We start from the raw sequence: 16303 nt of genomic DNA, 5'->3' as shown, positions 1-16303 counted from the left end.
ATCAGATATCTTGCAACCATTACTTAAGCCCTCGTCCTTGCCGTCTAGATGGCCCGGCATGTTTGCGAATCGTGTCTCGAGCCACCCCGGTCAATTTGCTGATCTCTTGGTATGAGTGTTGGCCGTCCTTGGCCATCTGGATAGCCAATTCCAGTCGCTGCGCTTTAGGTTGGACCTCAATGTTGGTACCAACGATTTGCGCCACGAGGACTTCCGTCGGCGTGTGGTGTAACGCATGCCCACGCCGAAGCGATATGACAGCGCGCTCGACGTCCGATAGTGATTTGCCCTGCAGACCAGACGCCAACGTATTCACCCACGGCGCAAGCACCTCACTATCTTGGCCAAGGAAGCGGCGTACTGCTGCGGCCGTCGCATTCGCATCAGGAGCCGAGAACTCTAACACCGCGTCAAACCGCCGCCATAAGGCTGGGTCGACTAGCTCAGGATGGTTCGTCGCTGCCAGCAGCAGGCCTGTATCCGGCCATTGATCTACCTCCTGAAGGATCACGGTAACAAGACGCTTCAATTCCCCTATATCGGATTCATCGCTACGCCGCTTTGCGATCGCGTCAATTTCATCCAACAGCAGAATCGCGGAATTCGCCTTCGCATAGTCGAGCGCCGCCCTAAGGTTGTTGCCGGTTTTTCCCAATAGGCTGCTCATCACTGCCGTCAAATCCAGCACCCATAGGGGCTTCCCTAGCTGACTAGCGATCCATCGCGCCGAAAGCGTTTTACCTAAACCCGGCTTGCCAACCAATATGGCCGAACGCGTCGGCGCAATTCCTCGGGCGAGCAGCTTCTCGCGCTCTTGTCGCTCCAGAACAATGGCTTCGATCTGACGTTTGAGCGGCTCTGAAAGCAGCGGGACGTCAAGCCCCTCGCGATCATCAAACTCCTTTATCAGCGCAAGACGGGAGTCCCGATCGATAGGCAGTGGAGCATCAAGTTGCGACGTGTCGCGGCGCAACACCGAGCTGCCCGAGCTACGCGTTTGCGTCGCCTTGAGGCTCTGGTCAAGCATTGCAGCCAAATCAGGGTTGCGCTGCCGATATTTCCGCACCAGCCGAGCCAATAGTAGCCGCACATCCTCGTAGGATTGCGCAGCCGCGAGCCTCGCCAAAGTAGCGAAATCCCTTTCAATATCGTCAATTTCGTCTTTCATGCCACATTCACCTGATTCATCCCTACAACGGATGGGGTATCCCTACATTTTTCAACTGACGAAGTTTATGACGAAAGTGAAGAATTCGGAAGACAGAGCCTGCTTTTGTTGCCTGAGGAGTCCAGCATGATGCACGCAAACTGTATATATATACAGTACTTTGTGTGGATCGAGAAGTCGGCCGAAGTACCTAGGCCGACGTGCGATATATGAAGCTATACGGCCCCGCCGGCCCACGGCCCGCCTCCCCCCACCACCACATTTTGTGCATCGCACGACCAACCCTGAGCAAAAAGTATCGGTTGGCGTTTTCTTTTGATGTGGTGCCCGCATCGCCCCCGTCACACCATTGTTCCTGCCGTCATCGACGGCATTCGAACAAGCAGAATCAAGGAGACACGGGTGAACAAGATGCGAATCGTCGCAGCCGGCCTGCTGCTCGGCGCCTGTCTGCCGGGCGTCGCGGCCGCGCAGGTCTGCAAGGTGCCGACCCTCCGGGTGCTCGCGCAGAAGAGTCTCGGCCTGTCGGTGATGGAGAAGTCGCTGGCCGACTACGAGAAGAAGAGCGGCACCAAGGTCGAGATCAGCTATTTCGGCGAAAACGACCGCCGCGCGAAGTCGCGGCTCGACGCGTCGACCGGCGCGGGTTCCTACCAGATCTACTACGTCGACGAGGCGAACGTCGCCGAATTCGCGTCGGCCAACTGGATCGTGCCGCTCCTCAAGTACTACCCGAAGGAATACGACTACGACGACTTCCTGCCCGGCCGCCGCGCGGTCGCGAGCTACAACGGCGTCGCGTACTTCGCGCCGCTGATCGGCGGCGGCGACTTCCTGTTCTACCGCCGCGACCTGCTCGACGCCGCGCACATCCCGGTGCCGAAGACGCTCGACCAGCTCGTCGCCGCGATCAAGAAGCTCAACGCGCCGCCGAAACTGTACGGCTGGGTCGCGCGCGGCCAGCGCGGCTCCGGAATGAACGTGTGGCGCTGGTCGCCGTTCATGCTCGGGATGGGCGGCGCGTGGACCGACAAGGGCGGCCAGCCCGCGTTCAATTCGCCGGCCGCCGTGAAGGCCACGCAGCTCTACAGCGACCTGTTCAAGTATGCGCCGCCGGGCGCGGCGACCTACGACTGGAGCAACGCGCTCGAAGCGTTCCGCTCGGGCAAGGTCGCGTTCATGATCGAGTCGACACCGTTCGCGGACTGGATGGAGGATGCGAGCAAGTCGAGCGTGGCCGGCAAGGTCGGCTACACGCGCCCGCCCGCACCGCTGCTGTCGGCCGCCTATGGCCACGGCTTCGCGATCTCGGCGGTCGGCGCGAAGGACGACTGCACGCGGATGGCCGCCGGCCGCTTCATTGCGTGGGCGACCAGCAAGGACCAGGAGCAGGCACGGCTGCGCAACGGCGTGTTCAGCGACTACAACCGGTCGAGCACGATCGCGAGCCCGTACTTCAAGCAGCACGTCGCGCCGCAGATCCAGGCCGGGCTGAACGACACCAACCCGGTCACGCAGGTGACGATCTGGCGCACGCCGCAGTGGCCGGATATCGGCGACAACCTCGGCATCGCGCTCGAGCAGGTGTTCACCGGCACGCAGACGGACGTGCGCGGCACGCTCGACGACGCAGACCAGTACGCGAAGGACGCGCTCGAACATGGCGCTCGCAAATGACGGCGCCGGCGGACGCGCGCTCGGCGTCCGTCCGGCCCCTGCCCCGCCTTCCGCACCGTCCGCCCGGCGCGGCCGCGCGCGCCGCGACCGCACGAGCCTGCCGTGGGTGTTCCTCGCACCGACGCTCGCGCTGCTCGCGGTCCTGAGCCTCGTCCCGACGGTCGCCGCGATCAATCTCGCGCTGCGCAACCGCGTGCTGCGCTATCCGGACAGCGAATACGTCGGCCTGCGCAACTTCATCCGGCTCGCGTCCGACCGGCGCTTCCTGAACGCGATCGAAGTGTCGGTGCTGTGGGAAGTCGTCACGGTGGCCGGCGCGGTGCTGGTCGGGATCGCGCTGGCCGTGTTCCTGTTCGAGCGCGTGCACGGCCGCTGGCGCCGCCTCGCGTCGCTGGTGCTGATCATGCCGGTGCTGCTGCCGCGCGTGTCGGCCGCGTTCATCTGGAAATTCATGTACGCGCCGCTCACCGGCATCCTGAGCTGGCTGCTCGGCATGCTCGGGATCGAGAACACCGCGTTCCTCGCCGATCCGCATCTCGCGCTGTACGCGGTCGCGCTGGTCGACGTGTGGCAATGGGGGCTGTTCTTCGCGGTCGTGATCCTGAAGCTGCTGGAGACGCTGCCGCCCGAGCCGCTCGAAGCCGCGCGGCTCGACTACGCGACCACGTGGCAGGTGCATGCGTACATCACGTTGCCGATGCTGAAGGCGCCGCTCGTGAGCCTCGTGTTCATCAAGATGGTCGAATCGCTGCGCTCGTTCGACCTGATCTACGTGATGACCAAGGGCGGCCCCGGCATCGCGACCGAAACGCTCGACCTGTACGCGTACCAGCAGGGCATCGGCCTCGCCGGCAAGGTGTCCTATGCGTCGGGCATGGCCGTGCTGATGATGGTCGCGACCACGCTCGTCTTCACGCTCATCTGGAAGAGGGTCAACAAATGGGACGACTGATGGCCCGCCGCGGCACCGCCGCGACCGTTTCGACCGCAACGACTGTCGCGATCGCCGGCGCGATCCTGCTCGTCGCCGCGTTCCCGCTGTTCTGGGCCGTGCTCAATTCGCTCAAGCACCTGCTCGACATCGTCACGCCCGTGCCGCGCTTCATCTTCACGCCGACGCTCGCGAACTACGAGCAGGTGCTGTCGAGCCCCGAGGTGCTGATCGGGCTCGGCAACAGCATCGCGATCGTCGGCGCGGCCGTGCTGATCGGCGCCGTGCTCGGCGTGCCGGCCGCGTATGCGATCGCGCGTTACCCGATACGCGGCAAGCGCGACATCCAGTTCTTCCTGCTGTCGCTGCGCTTCCTGCCGCCGGTCGCGGTCGCGTTGCCGCTGATCGCGATCTGGGTCGATCTCGGGCTGTACGACACGAAGCTGTCGATGATCGTCACGTACCTGCTCGTCACGCTGTCGACCATCACGTGGCTGTCGATCCCCGTGTTCCGCCGGCTGCCGCGCGAGATCGAGGAAGCCGCCGCGCTCGACGGCTACGGCCCGTACGCGGTGTTCTGGCATATCGCGCTGCCGGTGTGCGCGAGCACGCTGCTCGGCGGCATCGTGTTCAGCTTCGTGCTGGTGTGGAACGAACTGATGATCGCGCTCGCGCTGACGTCGTCGCGCAGCGCGACGCTGCCGGTGGTCGCATCCGCGTTCACGTCGCTCGGCCAGGAAGTGCCATGGGGCGTGATCAACGCGTCGACGGTGCTGCTCGCGCTGCCGCCGCTCGTGTTCGTCGGCATGCTGAGCCGCCTGCTCAATTCGATGGTCAAGGGAAAATAAGGAGGATGTGTTGAAAGCACTCGTACTCGAACGCACGCGCGAGCTCGCGCTGCGCGACATCGACCTGCCGCAGGCGGTCGGCCCTGGCGACGTCCGGATCAAGGTGCATACGGTCGGCGTCTGCGGCAGCGACGTGCATTACTACGTTCACGGCGGCATCGGCCCGTTTCGCGTCGACGCGCCGATGGTGCTCGGCCACGAGGCGTCCGGCACCGTCGTCGAGACCGGCGCCGGCGTCACGCACCTGCGCGTCGGCGACCGCGTGTGCATGGAGCCAGGCGTGCCGCGCCTCGATTCGCCCGCGACGCTGCGCGGGCTCTACAACCTCGATCCCGACGTGCGCTTCTGGGCGACGCCGCCCATCCACGGCTGCCTGACGCCGTTCGTCGTGCATCCGGCCGCGTTCACGTACCGGCTGCCGGACAATGTGTCGTTCGCCGAAGGCGCGATCGTCGAGCCGCTGTCGATCGGCCTGCAGGCCGCGAAGAAGGCGGCGATGAAGCCGGGCGACCTCGCGGTCGTGATCGGCGCCGGCACGATCGGCGCGATGACGGCGCTCGCCGCGCTCGCCGGCGGCGCCGCGCGCGTGATCCTCGCCGACGTCGTGCCCGACAAGCTCGCGCTGTTCGCCGGCAACCGCGCCGTCACGACCGTCGACGTGCGCACGCAGTCGCTCGCCGACGTCGTGGCCGAAGCCACCGGCGGCTGGGGCGCGGACGTCGTGTTCGAGGCCAGCGGCAGCGCGAACGCGTATGCGGGCCTCGTCGACCTGATGTGCCCGGGCGGCTGCGCGGTGCTGATCGGGATGCCGGTCGCCCCGGTGCCGCTCGACGTGGTCGCGCTGCAGGCGAAGGAGGGCCGCATCGAATCGGTGTTCCGCTACGCGAACATCTTTCCACGCGCGCTCGCGCTGATCGCGTCCGGCGCGATCGACGTGAAGCCGTTCATCTCGCGCACGTTCCCGTTTTCCGAAGGCGTGCGCGCGTTCGAGGAAGCGGCGAGCGGCCACCCGCGCGACGTCAAGATTCAGATCGAAATGGATTGAGCCATGGCCCAGATCATCTGCAAGGCTTTGTCGAAGCACTACGACGGCGGCCCCGCCGTGCTGCACCCGCTCGACCTCGAGATCGCCGACGGCGAATTCATCGTGCTGCTCGGCCCGTCCGGCTGCGGCAAGTCGACGATGCTGCGGATGATCGCGGGCCTCGAGGCGATCACCGGCGGCGAGCTCGTGATCGGCGACGCGGTCGTCAACGACCTGCCGTCGCGCGAGCGCAATGTCGCGATGGTGTTCCAGAACTACGCGCTGTACCCGCACATGACGGTGTACGACAACATCGCGTTCGGCCTGCGGCGCCTGAAGGTGCCGGCCGACGAGATCGACCGCCGCGTGCGTGACGTCGCGCGCATCCTGAGCCTCGACGCGCTGCTCGACCGCCGCCCGCGCGCGATGTCGGGTGGCCAGCAGCAGCGTGCGGCGATCGCGCGCGCGATGATCAAGACGCCGGCCGTGTTCCTGTTCGACGAGCCGTTGTCGAACCTCGACGCGAAGCTGCGCACGCAGTTGCGCGGCGACATCAAGCGGCTGCATCGGCGGCTGAAGACGACCACGCTGTACGTCACGCACGATCAGTTGGAAGCGATGACGCTGGCCGACCGCGTCGTGCTGATGCGCGGCGGCCACATCGAGCAGATCGGCACGCCGGCCGAGCTGTACGGGCAGCCGCACACCGTGTTCGCCGCCGGCTTCGTCGGCACGCCCGCGATGAACTTCGCGGACGGCGTGATCGAGCGGGTCGGCGCGAACGTGCTGCTCGACTGCAACGGCGCGCGCTGGCCGCTCGCGTCGCCACGCTTCGCCCGGTTGCACGACGGCCAGCAGGTGAAGGCCGCGATCCGCCCGAACCACCTGCGGCTCGTCACCGAACCGGATCCGACCCCGGGCACGCTCGCACTGACCGGCACGGTCGAGCTCGTCGAGCTGCTCGGCGCCGAGGCGCTCGTCACGCTGGACTGGCGCGGCCAGCCGTGCGCGGCCCTCGTGCCGGCCCCGATGGCCCCGGCGCCGGGGGCCGTGGTAGCGTTCCGCTTCGACGAAGAAGCCCTGCATCTGTTCGACGCCGGCACCGAGCGCAACGTCGCGCTGCCGGACGCGAACCCGATCGCGCACGCGGCGCCGCCGGCGGCCGCGACGCGCACCACGCCGCCCGCCGCGACGGGCTGGTCGATGTCCCGTTCGTAGCACGCCGGCACGCCCCCGACGGAGCACACGATGAACCCGGATCTCGAGATCGTTCCCACCCACCGCGACGAATCGTTCCGCGCGTGGGTCCACGACTATCCGCACTCGGTCGCGAAGTGGCACTTCCATCCCGAGTACGAGATTCATCTGATCCAGTCGTCGCACGGCAAGATGTTCGTCGGCGATCACATCGGCGATTTCGGCCCCGGCAACCTGATCGTCACCGGGCCGAACCTGCCGCACAACTGGGTCAGCGAACTCGCCGACGGCGAACGCGTGCCGTCGCGCGACGTCGTGCTGCAGTTCTCGCGCGATGCGATCGAGAAGATGGTCGGCGCGTTCAGCGAGCTGCAGCCGGTGATCGAGCTGATCGACGACGCGGCGCGCGGCGTGCAGTTTCCCGACCGCGTCGGCCGCGACGTCGCGCCGCTGATGCTCGAACTCGCGAACGCGCACGGCTGCCGGCGCGTCGAGATCCTGATGTCGCTGTTCGACCGGCTGTCGTCGTGCCGCGAACGGCGCGTGCTCGCCGGCCCCGGCTACCGCAGCGACGCGCAGCACTACATGTCGTCGACCATCAACCAGGTGCTGTCGTACCTGCAGCAGAACCTGCCCGGCATGCTGCGCGAGACCGACGTCGCCGCGTTCGCCGGGATGAGCGTCAGCACCTTCACGCGGTTTTTCCGCCGCCATACCGGCTCGTCGTTCGTGCGCTACCTGAACCGGCTGCGCATCAACGAGGCCTGCGAGCTGCTGATGTTTTCCGACCTGACGGTGACCGACATCTGCTACCGGGTTGGCTTCAACAACCTGTCGAATTTCAACCGTCAGTTTCTCGCGATGAAGCAGGTGCCGCCGTCGAGGTTCCGCGCGCTGCACCGGCTCAACGAACCGCACGGCCGCGACGACGCGCCGCCCCCGCGACGCACGCCGCTGCGCGCCCCAGACAGGATGCTTCACACGTGACATTTCTCGGCATCGATCTCGGCACGTCCGAGGTCAAGGTACTCCTCACCGATTCCCGTTCGGTCCCGCTCGCGACCGGCTCGGCCGCGCTGTCGATCAGCCGCCCGCATCCGCACTGGTCGGAACAGAGCCCGCAGGCGTGGTGGCACGCGATGCTCGACGCAATCGCGGCGGTGCGCGCCGCACACCCGGCCGGCTTCGCCGCGCTGCGCGGCATCGCGCTCTCGGGGCAGATGCACGGCGCGACGCTGATCGATCGCGCGGACCAGGTGCTGCGCCCCGCGATCCTGTGGAACGACACGCGCGCCGGCACCGAGTGCGTCGAGCTCGAGGCGCTGGTGCCGGAATCGCGCGCGATCACCGGCAACATGGCGATGCCCGGCTTCACCGCGCCGAAGCTGCTGTGGCTCGCGAAATACGAGCCCGCCGTGTTCCGCGCGGTGCACAAGGTGCTGCTGCCGAAGGACTACCTGATCTGGCGCCTGTCCGGCGAATTCGTGTCCGAGATGTCGGATGCATCGGGCACGCTGTGGCTCGACTGCGCGCGCCGCGACTGGTCCGACCGGATGCTCGCCGCGACCGAGCTGACGCGCGCGCAGATGCCGCGCCTCGTCGAGGGCAACGCACCGGCCGCACAGCTGCGCGACACGCTGCGGCGCGAATGGGGCATCGCGGGGCCCGTGACGATCGCCGGCGGCGCCGGCGACAACGCGGCCTCCGCGATCGGCATGGGCGTGACGGGCGCCGGCAGCGGCTTCCTGTCGCTCGGCACGTCGGGCGTGCTGTTCGCCGGCAACGACCGCTTCGCGCCGAACCCGGACGCGGCCGTGCACGCGTTCTGCCACTGCGTCGAAGGGCGCTGGCACCAGATGAGCGTGATCCTGTCGGCCGCCGCGAGCCTCGACTGGCTCGCCCGCGCGCACGGCACGACCGCCGGCGTGCTCGCCGCGCGCGCCGAACGTGCAGAGCCGGCGCGTGCGCCGCTGTTCCTGCCGTATCTCGGTGGCGAGCGCACGCCGCACAACGACGCACACGCACGCGGCGTGTTCTTCGGGCTGTCCAACGAGCACGATGCATACGACCTCGCGTACGCGGTGATGGAAGGCGTCGCGTTCGCGATGGCCGACGGCTACGACGCGCTGCGTGCGGCCGGCACGACGCTCGACGCGGTGTCGTTCATCGGCGGCGGCTCGAAGAGCGCGTTCTGGGCGCGGCTGTGCGCGAATGCGACCGGGCTCGCGATGCAACGCCACGCGGACGGCGCGGTTGGTGCGGCACTCGGCGCGGCGCGGCTTGCACGCCTGACCGCGACCGATGACACGCTCGCAGAGGTCTGCGTCGCGCCGCCCGTCACGGAGACGGTCGCGCCCGATGCCGCCATGGTCGATCTGCTGGCGGGGCGGCTGGCGCGGTATCGGCGGCTGTATCACGCGCTGCGCGACGAATTCGCGGCGGCCGACTGACTGACGCGCGGCGCGGCCGGCGTCTTCGTCGATTCACGTCAACACGCGAACGCGCTTGACCCGGCCCTTGGGATCGCCTTTATGCTGGGCGCAACGAATCGACGACCCGAAGGTGACCCATGAGCGATGTCACGCGCGGCCTGAGCGCATCGGAAGCCGCGATGCGGCTTGGCGTATCGGCCAAGGCGCTGCGGCTGTACGAGCGGCAAGGACTGGTCACGCCCGGGCGAACGGTGGCCGGATACCGCGCCTACGGCCCGGACGATCTGGCGCGTGCGGCCGAAGTCGCGGCGCTTCGCGCGCTCGGCTTGAGCCTGGCCCAGGTCGCGAACGTGCTGGGCGGCGACGCCCGCAGCCTGAGCGACGCCCTGGCGACGCATGAAGCGGCGCTCGGGCGCGGCATTCAGGATCTGGTCGGCAAGGTCGACAAGGTTCGCGCGATCCGCGCCGATCTTGCCCGCGGCCGCATGCCCGACGACGGCGAACTGACGCGCCTGCTCGCTCCGGCGGCCGCGGGCGTTGCGTTCAACCTCCCTTGGCCGTGGGACGGTGAATGGTTCGAATTTCGCGATATCCGTCCGTTGAACTACATCATCGGTTCGCTGGGCAGCGGCAAGACCCGTCTCGCGCATCGGCTCGCCGACGCGTTGCCTGGCGCAGCGTTCATCGGGCTGGACCGGCTGGAAGACGGCGGCGCGGCTGCCTTCGCCGCGTTGCGGGCCGATCCGGCGCTGAAGGCGCGGGTCGAACGCACGGCGACATGGCTCGCGGATGAAGGCGCCACGGCGTCTGCGGCGCTGACCGTGCTGCTCGCCGGACTCGAGGCAGACGGCGCCGGCGCCCGGGTCGTGGACATGATCGAACAGGATCTCGACCAGCCGACGCAGGCAGCGCTGATTGCGTGCCTTCGGCAGCGTGCCAGAGCCGACGGCATGAGGCCGCTGTTCATGCTGACCCGCTCGTCGGCGATCCTGGACCTGTCGGCCGTCGGCCCCGACGAAGCGATCATTCTGTGTCCCGCGAACCATAGCCCGCCGGCCCGCGTCGCGCCGTACCCCGGCGCACCGGGATACGAAGCCGTGGCTACCTGTCTTGCGTCGCCTGCGACCCGAGCGCGGATCGCACGGCGACCGGAGGCGGGGTAGCGGCATCGCAATTTCGCTACAAATAACTCGTCGTAAACGATGCGAAAACCGCCGAAACACCATCTTGAAAATCGCCGGGAGCTTTGGGCGAAAGAAGTACGGACACGTCGGTGCGCGAGAAAAGTAAGCTTGTACGGTACTGCTCTATCCGCGCAACAACATCATATCTATGCGGTAGATTCCCCGGCTGGTTTGGTCCCGGCCGTGCTCCGACTGCAAATCCGGCGGCGCGAAGAATAACTTCGGCGTCGTCAAATGAACTTCCGAGCGGAATGTAGCGCACTGCGAGCCAAGTAATGTCCCCGGCTTTATCTATCTCTTGGGTCGAGCCGCTTTTGGGGACCTTCTGGTACGCCTTGTCGATTTCAATGCGAAACCTCTTTCCCAGTACTTCGAGGTCTTGCCAAGGGGATGCGAGCGACGCCCAAGGTGCGAGCGCAAAATAAAGCGGCACCCATAATCCCGCGTGTATCGCAGTGCGTCGTTGGGAGACCCGCTTCCGACTTTTTGCCATTGCCACTCCCGATTCGCAGGATCAGTCGCATCGCAACGCGGATGGTTCTCACCGGAACATCGCGGGCGATTGCGTTGGAGCATGCGTCCGTGGAGCCCTGGTGTCAACGTTCTAGCCCCAACTGTTGGAAGACCGCTTGTGGCCGAGAGCCGCCGCCGATGATGCGAACCAGGCCGGTTAAGTCAGCTCGGTCGAAAGGCGGAAAACATGGTGCCAGGCACCCATGAGGCACGAACTCGGACGACGACATCACGGGGTGTTATCGACCATGCGTAGAACAGTCGCGGTAACTCTGTCACACAATCGCAAAATCGTGGCGCCAGTCGCACGTACTCCGGCGTCCCGCGGGTTCGTCATCCACCACACCCGGTTCACACACGAACGAGCCGATACAGGCGCCGAACCAGCGTCAACGCCTGCTGCGCCGACGTCAGGTTCGTGAAACCGAGCAACATGCCGGGTGGCATCCGGCCGCCCGGGCTCCAGTCGTTCAGCGGCTGAACGGACAAGCCCTGCAGGTCGGCCATGCGTGCGACGGCGCGATCGTCGACCGCCGTGCGCCAATAGGCCACCACATGCAGGCCGCCCGCACGGGGCGGAACGTGCAGCGCATCACCAAACACCTTGCCCAACGCATCGATCAACCACGCGCGGCGAGTGGCATAAAGCGCCCGCATCTTCTTCAGATGGCGCGCGAAGTGCCCTTGCTCCATGAAATCGGCGACGACGGATTGCATCAGCATCTGGCCGCTACCGCCGAGCCAGCCGGCGGTGTCGCGAAAGGCCGCGACCTGCTCCTCCGGAACAACGAGATACCCCAGCCGCAAGCCCGGATACAGCACCTTGCTGAACGACCCGGTGTAAAGCACGCGCTGGTGGCGATCCAGGCTCTTGAGCGCGGGCAACGGGCGACCGTGGTATCGGAACTCGCTGTCGTAATCGTCCTCGACGATCCAGGCCCGCTGCTGCCTGGCCCAGTCGAGCAAGGCCAGGCGTCTCGGCAGCGACAGCGCGACACCGAGCGGGCTTTGATGGGTCGGCGTCACCACGGCAAAACGTGCATCGGCCGCCCGGCGCAGCCCCGTTTCCACGCACAGTCCGTCGTCGTCGACCGGCACGGACACGAGCCGCATCCCCGCGTGCTCGAGCAGGCGGCGTGCGTGGATATACCCGGGATCCTCGAACCAGCCGGCGTCGCCGGGGCGCAGCAAGGTCCGGCAGATCAGGTCCAGCGCGCCGCGATACCCCGCGGTGATGAAGATCTGCCCGGCCGAACAGTCGATGCCGCGCGACACGCCGAGGTACGCGGACAGCGCACGCCTGAGCCCGTCGTGACCTTGTGGCGGCGCGTAGTCCAGCGACGGGGTCGCCATCGCCCGCACATGACGGCCGGTGAGCCGTATCCACGGCATGCGCGGAAACGCATCGAGCGCGGGAATGCCCATCTGGAACGGCTTCGGCCCGCTCGCCGTCGAATCGCCGCGCGGCGGTTCGTCCGGCCGGGGCGCCGCGGCACGCGGCTGCCGGCCATCCGGCAGTTGGGGTGACACGACGGTGCCGGCCGGCCCATGTGCGACCAGGTACCCTTCGCCGATGAGGATCTGATAAGCCGCTTCGACGGTGCCGCGTGCCAGATTGAGTTCGCTGGCCAGGCTCCGTACCGACGGCACGCGCTTGCCCGGCGCCAGCTTGCCCGTCTCGATCGCCTCGCGGAAGCGCCGGACCAGTTGCCGATAGACCGGCATGTCGAGATGACGGTCCGGCATCAGATCGTCGAATTTCATGTCCCAGTCAAATAGTCACTTTTTGGACCTTCAGGATACGCCATCCGATTCGTACAGTAACGACGTTACCGTGGAGCAATCGTGATGCCAGAGATCCATTTGAAACGCGCCGTGACGGACGCGGAATACCGGTCGACGTTCGACGTGATGCGAGAACTACGCCCGCACCTGACCGATGTCGATGCGTTCGTGCGGCAGATGCACCGCCAGGCCGAACAAGGCTATGTGCTGCTGACCGCACGGCACGGCAGCCCGGACGGCGCGGTCGTCGCGCTGGCGGGATACCGTCACCTCGAAAACACGCTGTACGGGCGCTTCGTCTATGTCGACGATCTGGTCGCGACCGAACACGCGCGCAATCAACGGCTGGGCGAGCGGCTGCTCGATGCGGTGCGCGACGACGCGCGGCAACACGGCTGCCTGCAGCTGGTACTCGATACCGGGCTCTCCAACGCGCTCGCGCAGCGTTTCTATTTCCGCCAGGGGCTGCTGTCCCGCGGCGTGCATTTCAGTCAGTCACTACAGGCGCTCTGATGAACAACCTTCTTTTTGTCGATGCCAGTCCGCATGGCAGTCATTCGCTGGGCGCACGCATTGCGCACGAAGCCATCGCGCAATGGCGGGCGGCCCGCCCCGATGCGCGGGTCGTGTCGCGCAGCCTCGGTCAACCCGGATTGCCTTCGCTATCGGCCGACTATGCGCATGCGGTGGTCACGAGGCAGCCGGATTCCGATCCCGTACTGGCGTACTCCGAACAACTGATCGCGGAGGTGGAACACAGCGACGGCGTGTTGATCAGCACACCGATGCACAACTTCACGGTACCTGCCGCGCTGAAGCTGTGGATCGATTTCGTGCTGCGTATCGGCCGCACGTTCACGGCCACGCCGGAAGGCAAGTTCGGCCTGCTCGCCGATCGCCCCGTGCTCGTGCTGGTACGCTCGGGCGGCATCTGCACCGGCGCAGCGGCACGGCAGCCCGATTTCCTGACCCCGTACCTGAAGCAGGTGCTCGCCGTCATCGGCCTGTCGACGGTCGATTTCATCTACCTCGAAGGCATTGCGCCGAGCGACGCCGCCATCGATGCGGTACGCGGCCAGTTGGCCGCATCGAACCTGCTGGCGCGACGCGCGACGGAAACGGAAACGGAAACGGCATGAATTCGCCACGCCGCGGTACGCATGCAAGACCCGATGCGTACCGGGGGCAGCGAATATCGCGCATCCCGCGCCGCGCACGTCGCCCGTCAGGATGCCAGCCGTCCCATCCGGCGCGCCATCGCCGGGCTCACCGCATGCACCGGATCGAACCCGAAGAAGTCGAGCACGTGGCGCGCGACGTCGTCGCGATCGTTGTCCGCGCAGATCATGTGATAGCTGTTCTCGAGCACGATCCCGCGCGCATCGGGCATTGTCTTGAGCAGGAAATCGGCCGAGCGCAGGCTCGTCAGTTCGTCCTCGCGCGCATGCAGCACGAGCGTCGGGCACGGCGTGCCGGCCGCGGCCTCGAGCGCCCAGTCGCGCATCCGGTCGACCTGCCGCACGCATGCGAGCGGCACCCATGCGTAGTGGAAACTGTCCTCGCGCTCGAACTTCTTCTTCACGATCGCGCGGATCGTCGCGTTCTTGATGCCGAACGGCTCGCCTTCTTCCACACGCATCCGCTCCGCCACACCCGGCACGCGGTACAGCACGTGCCGCAGCGCGCGGTACCACGGCGTCGACCACCCGTCGATGAACACCGGCGTGGCCAGCAACGCGAGCCGGCCGCGCGCATGCTGCACGCGGTGGCATAGCAGCAGCGCGACCAGCGCGCCCATGCACATGCCCGCGACATGCAGCGTGTCGTACTCGTTTTCGAGCACGCGATACTGCTCGGTCACCGCGTCGAGCCACGCCTCCGCGCGCACGCCGACCAGATCCTCGGGGCGCGTGCCGTGCCCCGGCAGCGTGATCATGTGCGTGTCGGCACCCGCGCGCCGCATCGCCTTGTGCAACGAACCGAGATCGTATTGCGTGCCGCCGAGCCCGTGGATCAGCAGGACGCCCGTGCGGCCCGTCATGACGTGCGTTCGCTCATTCGTCCGCCGCCGGCCACACGCGCTCGAGTTGCCAGACACCCGCCACCACCGTCACGTCGACATTCGAATCGAGCAGCGGCGCGCCATGATCGGTGATCGTCTGCGTGCCGCCGTCACGCTGCACGATGCGCAGCGACAGCGACGCGCGATCCTCGCCCGCGATCTCCGCATCCCAGTAGTCGCGCAGCGCATCGCGGTCGCCCGGCTGCACGCGTTCGAGCACGAGCGGCACGCTCGCGATCTGCGATGCATCCACGCCGACGCCGAACACGCGCTCGACGTCGCCGCTCCACTCGATCCGCCCCGACTCCGGATCGAGCACGTACGCGATCTGGCCGGCGCTCGCGAGCGCGAGCTCCATGTTGTTCTGCAGGACGGCCGCATGCTCGTGCACGCGTTCGCGCGTCGTCTTCAGCGTGCTCGCCGTCAGCACCAGCAGCGACGCGACCGCCAGATAAAGCTGCGCCTCGAGCAGCGCACTGCCGTAATGCTCGTGAAACGACGCGAACGGGCCGTCGCCCTGCGCGGTCTGCTCGATCACGATCAGCGCGAGCACCAGCACCGACGACGAGCCCGCGCGGCCGCCGAGCAGCAGCGTCACCGCGACGGTGAGGAACAACGGGATATATGTCAGCGCGAAGCCCGCGCCGGTGCCGAATTTCTGCGACGTGTCGCCGTCGAAGATCACGAGCGCGACGCCCACGACCAGCACGAACGAGACCATGCCGAGCACGAGGTCGAAGCGCTCGTGATCGCCCGAGCGGTGCGCGCGAAAGCGCGACCATGATGCGAGCACCGGCGTGACCAGCAGCACGCCGACGAAATCGGACGCGGCCCACACCGACCACACGTCGAAGAACGGCGCGCCCTTGACCACCGTGTACCAGGCCGCGCCGCCGATCGCGCCGACCACGCCCGCGATCAGGCCGGCGAGGATCACCGAGCGCAGGAAATACAGCCCTTCGAGCGAGAAGCGCACGCGCTGGACGAGCCACACCGCGAGCGCGGCCGCGCCGACCTCGTCGACGGTGAACAGCACCGCGTTGACCAGGCTGGCCTGTTCGATGGCGCTCAGCGCGAGCTGCCCGACCAGGAACGCGCCGGCCAGCGTCAGCCATTCGCGCATCGGCCGCAGCATGAACGCGCCGACCGTCACGCCGGCCGGCAGCCAGATGTAGCCCGTCAGCCGGACGGGGCCGTTGAACCGGTGCGAGATGTAGCCGGTCGCGAGATACAGCGTCGCCCAGAGCAGCGCGGCGACGAGGCCCGGCCGCGATCGTTTGGTGTCCATCGAGAATCCCTGTGTGCTGCGCCCGCGGTCGGCAGGCGCGCGATGTGCGAATGATATGCGGACGGGGCGGGCCGGGGAATACCGGGGCCGGAACCCCGTGCGAGGCGCCGGCGCGCCCGCGCGCTGGCGGTTGTGACCGGGCAAGGATCGGAAAAGTTCGGCGTGTGCCGGGTACGGTCGGGACACGTCAGAAC

Annotated in this window: 15 protein-coding genes; 10 read left to right on the top strand and 5 right to left on the bottom strand. The window is 67.0% G+C overall.

Going from position 1 to position 16303, the window contains the following annotated elements:
* Positions 1-19: 19 nt before the first annotated feature.
* A complete protein-coding gene (locus CFB40_RS18040) occupies positions 20-1168 on the bottom strand; it encodes an AAA family ATPase (protein ID WP_089431951.1) in 1149 nt (382 codons plus the stop codon).
* 411 nt (positions 1169-1579) lie between these two features.
* On the opposite strand from CFB40_RS18040, the gene CFB40_RS18035 reads away from it, so the two are divergent.
* The 8 genes from CFB40_RS18035 (at position 1580) to CFB40_RS18000 (ending at position 10440) form a co-directional block, all read left to right on the top strand.
* A complete protein-coding gene (locus CFB40_RS18035) occupies positions 1580-2845 on the top strand; it encodes an ABC transporter substrate-binding protein (RefSeq protein WP_373452693.1) in 1266 nt (421 codons plus the stop codon).
* Complete coding sequence (locus CFB40_RS18030) at positions 2829-3797, top strand: carbohydrate ABC transporter permease (protein ID WP_241022388.1); 969 nt, start codon at positions 2829-2831, stop codon at positions 3795-3797. The genes CFB40_RS18035 and CFB40_RS18030 overlap by 17 nt, the downstream gene beginning before the upstream one ends.
* Positions 3785-4624, top strand: coding sequence for a carbohydrate ABC transporter permease (locus CFB40_RS18025; protein WP_089428633.1), 840 nt, complete (start codon positions 3785-3787; stop codon positions 4622-4624). Before CFB40_RS18030 ends, CFB40_RS18025 begins: the two co-directional genes overlap by 13 nt.
* A 10-nt stretch (positions 4625-4634) precedes the next feature.
* Positions 4635-5669, top strand: coding sequence for an NAD(P)-dependent alcohol dehydrogenase (locus CFB40_RS18020; RefSeq protein ID WP_089428634.1), 1035 nt, complete (start codon positions 4635-4637; stop codon positions 5667-5669).
* Positions 5670-5672: 3 nt separating this feature from the next.
* Positions 5673-6866, top strand: coding sequence for an ABC transporter ATP-binding protein (locus CFB40_RS18015; RefSeq protein WP_089431949.1), 1194 nt, complete (start codon positions 5673-5675; stop codon positions 6864-6866).
* 30 nt (positions 6867-6896) lie between these two features.
* The gene (locus tag CFB40_RS18010; protein WP_089431948.1) at positions 6897-7832 is read left to right on the top strand and encodes an AraC family transcriptional regulator; all 936 of its coding nucleotides are present in this window, start codon (positions 6897-6899) and stop codon (positions 7830-7832) included.
* Positions 7829-9295, top strand: a complete 1467-nt coding sequence (gene xylB, locus CFB40_RS18005) for a xylulokinase (protein WP_089431947.1) — start codon at positions 7829-7831, stop codon at positions 9293-9295. Before CFB40_RS18010 ends, xylB begins: the two co-directional genes overlap by 4 nt.
* A gap of 119 nt (positions 9296-9414) precedes the next feature.
* Positions 9415-10440 (top strand): MerR family transcriptional regulator, encoded by a 1026-nt coding sequence (locus tag CFB40_RS18000; protein WP_089431946.1) that lies wholly within the window; start codon positions 9415-9417, stop codon positions 10438-10440.
* 16 nt (positions 10441-10456) lie between these two features.
* Here the strand turns inward: CFB40_RS18000 and CFB40_RS38055 are convergent, their stop codons facing one another.
* On the bottom strand, positions 10457-10894 hold the full coding sequence (locus tag CFB40_RS38055; RefSeq protein ID WP_143329857.1) for a hypothetical protein: 438 nt from the start codon (positions 10892-10894) through the stop codon (positions 10457-10459).
* Positions 10895-11325: 431 nt separating this feature from the next.
* The gene (gene pdxR / locus CFB40_RS17995) at positions 11326-12738 is read right to left on the bottom strand and encodes a MocR-like pyridoxine biosynthesis transcription factor PdxR (protein WP_089431945.1); all 1413 of its coding nucleotides are present in this window, start codon (positions 12736-12738) and stop codon (positions 11326-11328) included.
* 84 nt (positions 12739-12822) lie between these two features.
* On the opposite strand from pdxR, the gene CFB40_RS17990 reads away from it, so the two are divergent.
* Positions 12823-13272, top strand: coding sequence for a GNAT family N-acetyltransferase (locus CFB40_RS17990; RefSeq protein WP_089431944.1), 450 nt, complete (start codon positions 12823-12825; stop codon positions 13270-13272).
* Positions 13272-13898 (top strand): FMN-dependent NADH-azoreductase, encoded by a 627-nt coding sequence (locus tag CFB40_RS17985; protein WP_089431943.1) that lies wholly within the window; start codon positions 13272-13274, stop codon positions 13896-13898. Before CFB40_RS17990 ends, CFB40_RS17985 begins: the two co-directional genes overlap by 1 nt.
* Positions 13899-13984: 86 nt before the next feature.
* On the opposite strand, the gene CFB40_RS17980 is transcribed toward CFB40_RS17985, so the two are convergent.
* Complete coding sequence (locus CFB40_RS17980) at positions 13985-14800, bottom strand: alpha/beta hydrolase (protein WP_089431942.1); 816 nt, start codon at positions 14798-14800, stop codon at positions 13985-13987.
* 13 nt (positions 14801-14813) lie between these two features.
* Positions 14814-16109 carry an MASE1 domain-containing protein gene (locus CFB40_RS17975; RefSeq protein ID WP_089431941.1) on the bottom strand — a complete coding sequence of 432 codons (1296 nt, stop codon included), beginning with the start codon at positions 16107-16109 and terminating at the stop codon, positions 14814-14816.
* Positions 16110-16303 lie beyond the last annotated feature (194 nt).

The sequence above is a fragment of the Burkholderia sp. AU31652 genome (assembly GCF_002223155.1).
Lineage (GTDB): Bacteria > Pseudomonadota > Gammaproteobacteria > Burkholderiales > Burkholderiaceae > Burkholderia.
This window is presented reverse-complemented; position numbering and strand designations above follow the sequence as displayed.

Bases quoted from the DNA above. Each gene is read 5' to 3' on its own strand.
- CFB40_RS18040 (WP_089431951.1), bottom strand. From the start codon at position 1,168: ATGAAAGACGAAATTGACGATATTGAAAGGGATTTCGCTACTTTGGCG.
- CFB40_RS18035 (WP_373452693.1), top strand. From the start codon at position 1,580: ATGCGAATCGTCGCAGCCGGCCTGCTGCTCGGCGCCTGTCTGCCGGGC.
- CFB40_RS18030 (WP_241022388.1), top strand. From the start codon at position 2,829: ATGGCGCTCGCAAATGACGGCGCCGGCGGACGCGCGCTCGGCGTCCGT.
- CFB40_RS18025 (WP_089428633.1), top strand. From the start codon at position 3,785: ATGGGACGACTGATGGCCCGCCGCGGCACCGCCGCGACCGTTTCGACC.
- CFB40_RS18015 (WP_089431949.1), top strand. From the start codon at position 5,673: ATGGCCCAGATCATCTGCAAGGCTTTGTCGAAGCACTACGACGGCGGC.
- CFB40_RS18010 (WP_089431948.1), top strand. From the start codon at position 6,897: ATGAACCCGGATCTCGAGATCGTTCCCACCCACCGCGACGAATCGTTC.
- CFB40_RS18000 (WP_089431946.1), top strand. From the start codon at position 9,415: ATGAGCGATGTCACGCGCGGCCTGAGCGCATCGGAAGCCGCGATGCGG.
- pdxR (WP_089431945.1), bottom strand. From the start codon at position 12,738: ATGAAATTCGACGATCTGATGCCGGACCGTCATCTCGACATGCCGGTC.
- CFB40_RS17990 (WP_089431944.1), top strand. From the start codon at position 12,823: ATGCCAGAGATCCATTTGAAACGCGCCGTGACGGACGCGGAATACCGG.
- CFB40_RS17985 (WP_089431943.1), top strand. From the start codon at position 13,272: ATGAACAACCTTCTTTTTGTCGATGCCAGTCCGCATGGCAGTCATTCG.
- CFB40_RS17980 (WP_089431942.1), bottom strand. From the start codon at position 14,800: ATGACGGGCCGCACGGGCGTCCTGCTGATCCACGGGCTCGGCGGCACG.
- CFB40_RS17975 (WP_089431941.1), bottom strand. From the start codon at position 16,109: ATGGACACCAAACGATCGCGGCCGGGCCTCGTCGCCGCGCTGCTCTGG.